General features: G+C 35.8%; 1 protein-coding gene and 1 pseudogene. Both read left to right on the forward strand.

Annotated elements, in window-relative coordinates:
* Positions 1–76 precede the first annotated feature (76 nt).
* Entirely contained in the window at positions 77–598 is a 522-nt protein-coding gene (locus tag Q0296_RS08995; protein ID WP_012001093.1) for an Hcp family type VI secretion system effector, read from the forward strand.
* Positions 599–776: 178 nt separating this feature from the next.
* Positions 777–1,074, forward strand: a pseudogene (locus Q0296_RS09000) (hypothetical protein); the annotation flags it as partial.

Raw genomic sequence — 1,074 nt, forward strand, 5'->3', positions numbered from 1 at the left:
TTAAAAAAGTAATGTTTTTAATAAAATAGAAAGTTAATAAAAGTTAAAATAACCAAATTTTTTAATAGGAGTAAATATGTCACAACCAGTGTATATTAAGGTGAAAGGTTCTACTCAAGGACTTATCTCAAGTGGTGCTTCAACAGAAGCTAGTATCGGTAATCGCTATCAGTCAGGTCACGAAGATGAGATCATGGCACAAGAGGTTTCTCACATCGTAACTGTTCCAGTAGATCCACAAAGTGGCCAACCATCAGGACAAAGAGTACATAAGCCATTTAGCTTTACAACATCTTTAAACAAAGCTGTTCCACTTCTTTACAACGCATTAACTCAGGGCGAGAGACTTCCAGAGGTTGAGATCCACTGGTATAGAACATCAACTAGCGGTGGCGCTGAGCACTTCTTTACTACAAAACTAGAAGACGCAACTATAACAGATATCACTCTAGTAAGCCCAAATGCTCAAGACAAGCTAAACAGCGACAAAACTGAGCTTTTTAAAGTTTCAATGAACTATAGAAAGATAGTTTGGGAGCACGTAGCTGCAGGCACAAGCGGAAGCGATGACTGGAGAGAAGCTACTAAAAAAGCTTAAAAAATAACCTAGGGATCCTCCCTAGGGATATCAATCTTCTCGTTGGAAGGACACAAATGAGCCCTTTTTATCATTATCTTTTAAAACACCATGATATGTGAAATGCGATATGAAACACTTAGCTATGATCATATTTCTCATAACATCTTTATATTCACATGAAGCAAATTGCACGGATATGTTTGGACTCATTTTTAATAAAAATTTAAGTGACGCTGAAACAGCTAAGTACATCAAATATTACATAGATGATCTTGGATGTGATGCTAATATGACTATTGAAATTCCAGATCTTTCAATAAGATCAAATTTATTAGAGTATGCTTATGATACAAATAAAACAAAAACTTTTGATACTCTTTTGGCAAAAGGAACAGCTGCTAATGCAAGCTTAGCAACGTCTATAGGTATGAGCTTTGCATTTTTCTTTAGAGAAAATGGTGTCGGTATAGACAACAAAAAAGCAAGCCCTGAGC

The sequence above is a fragment of the uncultured Campylobacter sp. genome (assembly GCF_937890585.1).
Taxonomy (GTDB): Bacteria; Campylobacterota; Campylobacteria; order Campylobacterales; family Campylobacteraceae; genus Campylobacter_A.